The following is a 6279-nucleotide window of genomic DNA, read 5'->3' as shown; positions in this document are numbered from 1 at the left end:
ATTAGTATTCTATAAAATTATATATTAAAATATTATAAGTATAGATGATGAATATAAAAAGATTTATAATATTTAAAGAGATTTACTTTAATTAAGGAGGGTTAGTATGGAATCTTTATCTATAAAAGAACTAATTATAGCAACTAAAGGTACATTGGTAAAAGGTAATGAATTAGATGAAATACAAAATATAGTTATAGATAGTAGAAAATCAAAATCTACGGATGTATTTATAGCTATAATAGGTGAAAGCCTAGACGGACATAAATTTATGCAGTCAGCATATGAAAATGGATGTAAAACTTTTATAAAAAACAGAAGTAATAGCATAAAATTTGAAAGTTCGGATATAAATTTAATAGAAGTAGAAGATACAACGAAAGCTCTTGGAGATATAGCGAATTTTTATAAATGTAAGTTTGAAATACCATATATTGGAGTTACAGGTAGTGTCGGAAAAACTACAACAAAAGACATGATATATGCAGCTATATCAACAAAATTAAATACTCTAAAGAATGAAGGAAATTTTAACAATCATATAGGAGTTCCTCTTACACTGTTCAATTTAAACTCTATCCATGATTGCGCAATAATAGAAATGGGAATGTCTCATTTTAACGAAATAGAGTATTTAGCTAATATGGTTAATCCTAAGATAGGAGTAATATCAAATATAGGGTTATCTCATATAGAAAATTTAGGATCTCAAGAAGGAATATTAAATGCTAAGCTAGAAATCACTTCAAACTTTGACGAATCTAACACTCTAATAGTAAATGGAGACGATGAATATCTAAAAAAAATATGCAAAGATGAATTAAATTATGATTTAAAAACTTTTGGATTTGACTACAATAATGATATATATTGTACAGAGTACTCTATAGGAGAAGAAGAACTAAGCTTTACATGTATTATAAATAACAAGAAAGAAGAGATATATATACCTACAGTTGGAAAACATAATATATACAATGCAATGGCAGCTATACTTGTAGGATTAAGCTTAGAAATGGATTTAAAAGATATAAAAGAAGGTCTTAAAAACTTCAAAGCAAGTAAGATGAGATTGGATATTATTAAAAAAGATGATTTAACAATAATAAATGATGCATATAATGCAAGCCCAGATTCTATGAAAGCTGCATTAGATATATTAGGAAGATATGAAAAAAGAAGAGTAGCAATACTTGGAGATATGTTTGAGATGGGAGAACATTCAGAATATGGTCATAGACTTGTAGGAGGATATGCAAAAGAAAATGTAGATGTTTTAATAACAATAGGAGAAAGCTCAAAGTTTATAAGTGATGAAGCAATTAAACTAGCTTTAAATAGTTCTAATGTGTACCATTTTGACAATAAAGAAATAGCAATCGAGAAATTAAGTGATATAATAAATAAGGATGACGTAGTTTTAGTTAAGGCGTCTAGAGGTATGCAATTAGAAAATATAGTACAATATTTAAGCAGGTAGACAATAATTAAGAAATAGCCAGCAAGGGAGAGGAGTTATATTATGTTAGGAATAACACAACTTACGTATACAGCGATGATTTCATTTCTAATAGTGATTATACTAGGACCGATTTTTATACCTATGTTAACTAAGTTTAAGTTCGGTCAAACTGTAAGAGATGATGGACCACAGACACATTTACAAAAAAATGGAACACCTACAATGGGTGGTATAATGATGATAGTAGCAATACTAGTTACAGTTCTTACAAGAACAAAAGTAAGCTCAGATATGACAATGGGGCTTTTATGTATAACAGGATTTGGGTTTGTAGGATTTGTAGATGATTTTTTAAAGATTAAATTTAAAAGATCATTAGGATTAAAAGCATATCAAAAGATTTTATTACAAATTGCTTTAGCAACACTTTTAGCATATTATCAATATACTAATTCACCAAGTGCTGCTCAATTATTAATACCATTTACAAGTTTTACAATTAATTTAGGGCCTTTATATGTACCTGTTATGGTATTTGTAATACTTGGAACTGTAAATGCAGTAAACTTAACAGATGGGTTAGATGGATTAGCATCAGGAATCACTGTTATAGTATCAGGATTCTTTATGTTACTTGCAGCTAATTATGGATATACAGATGTAGCTATACTAGCAGCAGCTACAGTAGGTGCATGTATAGGATTCTTAGGATTCAACTCATATCCTGCAAGAGTGTTTATGGGTGATACAGGATCTATGGCATTAGGAGGGGCTGTTATTTCATTTGCAGTACTTACAAATAATGTCCTTATAATACCTATAGTTGGAGGTATTTATTTCGCAGAAGCTATATCTGTTATACTTCAAGTAGGTTCTTATAAACTAAGAAAGAAAAGAATATTCAAAATGGCACCTATACATCATCACTTTGAGCAATGTGGATGGCCTGAAACAAAAGTTATATTTGTATTCTGGATAACATCTATAGTATTAGCTTGGATAGGTATAATAGCAGTATTCTAATTTACGGGGGTTAGGACAATGGATTTAAAAAATAAAAATGTCTTACTTGTAGGACTAGCAAAAACTGGCGTATCAACTATAAAAAAATTAAATAAATTAGGTGCAAATATCATAGTAAATGATATAAAACCTAAGGAAAAATTAGAAGGAATAATAGAAGAAATAGATAATTTAGATAATATAGAATATGTTTTAGGTAAACACCTTGAAAGCATAGAAAACATAGATTTAACTATAGTATCTCCTGGAGTTCCCTTAGACTTGCCTTTTATAGAAAAAATAAAATCTGAAGGCATTAAAATAATAGGAGAAGTTGAATTAGCATATAAATTATCTAAAAACCCTACATTCATAGGAATAACAGGAACAAATGGAAAAACTACTACTACTAGCTTAGTAGGAGAGATGTTTAAAAAAGCAAATAAAGATACATATATAGTTGGAAATATAGGTAATCCAGTTATAGACACTGTTGATTTAACTAATGAAAACTCATATCTTGTAACAGAGTTAAGTAGTTTCCAATTAGAAAGTATAGAAGACTTTAAACCTAAAGTAAGTACTATAATAAATATTACAGAAGATCATTTAAATAGACACCATACTATGGAAAACTATATAAATGCTAAAGCTAGAGTGTTTAAGAATCAAGACAAGACTGATTTTACTATACTAAACTATGATGATTCTATTGTTAGAGACTTAGGGAAAAACAGCAATGGAAATGTTTTATACTTCTCAATAAAAGAAGAAGTAAAGCAAGGTGCATATCTAGATAAAAATAACAATATAGTTATAAAGGTAGATGGTAAAGAATTAGTTCTTATGAATAAATCTGAATTGAGCTTACCAGGAAACCACAATTTAGAAAATGCTATGTCGGCTATTTTAATGGCATATGTATTAAATATTCATACTGACGTTATAATAGATACATTAAGAACATTTAAAGGTGTAGAGCATAGATTAGAGTTTGTTACAAATAAAGATGGTATTATGTTTGTAAATGACTCTAAAGGAACAAACCCAGATTCGACTATAAAAGCTATAACTTCATATGAAAAACCTATAGTTTTAATAGCTGGAGGATATGAAAAGCAAAGTGATTTTACTGAAATGATTAAATATGCAACTAAAAATGTAAAGGCTCTAGTCCTATTAGGACAGACTGCAGAAAAGATAGAAACAACTGCAAAAGAACATGGAATTGATAATATATCAAAAGTTAAAGATATGGAAGCTGCAGTAAAAAAAGCTTATGAAATAGCTGAATCAGGGGATGTAGTTTTATTATCACCAGCTTGTGCAAGTTGGGATATGTATCCAAACTTCGAGGCAAGAGGATTAGACTTCAAAGAGAATATATATAAATTATAGATATATAACCGGGAATGGAGGTAGGTCTAATTAATGCCTAAAGAGATAGTAAAGAAACGTGTTAGTAGGGGGATAAAAACTGATTTTGACAATGTGGTATTTTATACAACAATGTTATTAGTATTTATAGGAATCATAATGGTTTTTAGTGCTAGTTTTATACAATCTACATTTAAACTAGATGATTCCTATTTCTTTTTAAAAAGAAATATAATTTATGCAACCATAGGATTTATTGCTATGATTTTTACATCTAGGATAGACTATAGATTTTGGTATAAAAATGCAAAGATATTAGGAATAGTAGTTGTTATATTACTTCTATTAGTACTTTCACCTCTTGGAACTTCGTTAAATGGAGCTCAAAGATGGTTGGGTATTGGAGGTTTAACAGTACAACCAGCAGAGCTAGCTAAATTTGCAACTATAATAATAACTGCTAAATTAATAGAATTAAAGTACGATAAAATAAAATCTTTAACAAAAGGAGTTATACCACTTCTTATAATACCTAGTATTTTCTTTGTATTAATAATATTACAACCCAATTTATCAACTGCTGGAACAGTAATATTAGTTACTTTTGTAATGATATTTGTAGCAGGTATGGATATGAAAATTGTTTATGCTATGTTTGGTGCAGGAGTTGGATTATTTGCAGTAATGGTGTTAGCAGCTCCGTATAGACTTGCGCGTGTTACTTCATTTATAGACCCGTTTAAAGATCCTCTTGGAGCAGGATATCAAGTTATACAAGGACTGTATGCACTTGGATCAGGAGGACTATTTGGTCTTGGTCTAGGAAAAAGCAGACAAAAATACTTTTACATACCAGAACCACAAAATGATTTTATATTCGCAATAATAGGAGAAGAGCTTGGGCTTGTAGGGTGTGCAATAGTAATAATGCTATTTGTATTTTTAGTTTATAGATGTATAAGAATTGCAATAAAATGTCCTGATGTATTTTCATGTATGCTTGTTGTAGGTATCGGTGGGCAAATAGGGATTCAAGCAGCTTTAAATATAGCTGTTGCAACATCATCAATGCCTGTTACAGGAGTCGCCTTACCATTTATAAGTTATGGAGGAACCTCCCTTACGATATTTATGGCAGCAGTAGGGATTGTGCTTAATGTCTCTAAGCATGTAAAAATGAATTAGACAGGAGATGAAAGTTAATGAAAGTTTTATTATCTGGTGGAGGAACAGGAGGGCATGTATACCCTGCTATCGCCATAGCAAATAAGATAAAAGAAGAGAACCCAGATGCTGAAATAGTATTTGTAGGAACCGAAAAAGGAATAGAATCTGAAATAGTTCCTAAATATGGTTATGAACTAAGAACTGTTACAGTACAAGGGTTTAAAAGAAAAATAGATTTTGATAATGTTAAAAGAGTATTCAAATTATTTAAAGGATTAGAACAGTCAAGAAGGATTGTTAAAAAATTTAAGCCAGATGTTGTTATAGGAACTGGAGGATATGTTAGTGGACCTGTATTATTCAATGCATCTATGGGTAAAGTTCCAGCTATAATTCATGAGCAAAACTCTTTCCCTGGAGTTACTAATAAAATTTTAGCTAAAATGGTAACTAAAGTTTTAACTAGCTTTGAGGATTCTCATGTGAGATTCCCTGAAGAAACTAGAAATAAATTAGTACTTACAGGAAATCCGGTTAGAAAAGAGATTCTTATATCTAAAAAAAGTAATTCAAGAAGAAAGTTAGGAATACAAGAAGATAAAAAAATGGTTTTATGCTACGGAGGTAGTGGAGGATCAAGAAAAATAAATGATTCTATGAAGGTAGTAATAAGAAATCTTGTTAATGAAGATATAGCATTTATATATGCTACAGGTAAGAACTTCTATGATGGTTTTATGAGTGATATAAGTGACTTACAGTTAAAACCATATCAAAAGGTAGTACCATATTTAGAAGATATGGCAAGTGCATTAGCAGCTTGTGATATAGTTATAGGAAGTGCAGGTGCTATATCTTTAGCTGAGATAACAGCTCTTGGTAAACCATCTATAATAATACCTAAAGCCTATACAGCAGAAAATCACCAAGAATACAATGCGAAAAGTATAGAAAGCAAAGGTGCTGGAATAGCTATTTTAGAAAAAAATCTTACAGCTGAAACTTTAAATGATACAGTATTTAAATTATTAGGAGACAGAGATCTTTTAATAGATATGTCAAATGCGAGTAAAGAAATAGGTAAACCTGAAGCTATAGATATAATATATAAAGAAGTTATGGAAGTCTATAATAGAAACAATAAAAAGCCGAAAAAAGAGGCTAAAGTTGAAAGTAAAGATGAGAAAATAAGTGAAAATGAAGTAAAAGAAGTTAAGACAATCGGTATAAAAAATAAAAAGTAACATATTTCCCCTCTAGTACATAGTATT

General features: G+C 29.7%; 5 protein-coding genes. All 5 read left to right on the top strand.

Annotated features, from left to right (window positions below):
- Positions 1–106: 106 nt before the first annotated feature.
- From VN21_RS15865 to murG, 5 genes are read left to right on the top strand one after another with little or no spacing between them, the layout of a single operon-like run.
- Complete coding sequence (locus VN21_RS15865; RefSeq protein WP_046824113.1) at positions 107–1480, top strand: UDP-N-acetylmuramoyl-tripeptide--D-alanyl-D-alanine ligase; 1374 nt, start codon at positions 107–109, stop codon at positions 1478–1480.
- 39 nt (positions 1481–1519) lie between these two features.
- Positions 1520–2485 (top strand): phospho-N-acetylmuramoyl-pentapeptide-transferase, encoded by a 966-nt coding sequence (gene mraY / locus VN21_RS15860; RefSeq protein WP_025162704.1) that lies wholly within the window; start codon positions 1520–1522, stop codon positions 2483–2485.
- Positions 2486–2503: 18 nt separating this feature from the next.
- The gene (murD, locus tag VN21_RS15855; RefSeq protein WP_046824112.1) at positions 2504–3862 is read left to right on the top strand and encodes a UDP-N-acetylmuramoyl-L-alanine--D-glutamate ligase; all 1359 of its coding nucleotides are present in this window, start codon (positions 2504–2506) and stop codon (positions 3860–3862) included.
- A gap of 33 nt (positions 3863–3895) precedes the next feature.
- The gene (gene spoVE / locus VN21_RS15850; protein WP_084822232.1) at positions 3896–5026 is read left to right on the top strand and encodes a stage V sporulation protein E; all 1131 of its coding nucleotides are present in this window, start codon (positions 3896–3898) and stop codon (positions 5024–5026) included.
- 17 nt (positions 5027–5043) lie between these two features.
- Entirely contained in the window at positions 5044–6252 is a 1209-nt protein-coding gene (gene murG, locus VN21_RS15845; protein WP_046824111.1) for an undecaprenyldiphospho-muramoylpentapeptide beta-N-acetylglucosaminyltransferase, read from the top strand.
- The last annotated feature ends 27 nt before the right edge of the window (positions 6253–6279 follow it).

The organism is Paraclostridium benzoelyticum, assembly GCF_001006285.1.
Taxonomy (GTDB): Bacteria; Bacillota; Clostridia; order Peptostreptococcales; family Peptostreptococcaceae; genus Paraclostridium; species Paraclostridium benzoelyticum.
This window is presented reverse-complemented; position numbering and strand designations above follow the sequence as displayed.

Bases quoted from the DNA above. Each gene is read 5' to 3' on its own strand.
- spoVE (WP_084822232.1), top strand. From the start codon at position 3,896: ATGCCTAAAGAGATAGTAAAGAAACGTGTTAGTAGGGGGATAAAAACT.
- murG (WP_046824111.1), top strand. From the start codon at position 5,044: ATGAAAGTTTTATTATCTGGTGGAGGAACAGGAGGGCATGTATACCCT.
- VN21_RS15865 (WP_046824113.1), top strand. From the start codon at position 107: ATGGAATCTTTATCTATAAAAGAACTAATTATAGCAACTAAAGGTACA.
- murD (WP_046824112.1), top strand. From the start codon at position 2,504: ATGGATTTAAAAAATAAAAATGTCTTACTTGTAGGACTAGCAAAAACT.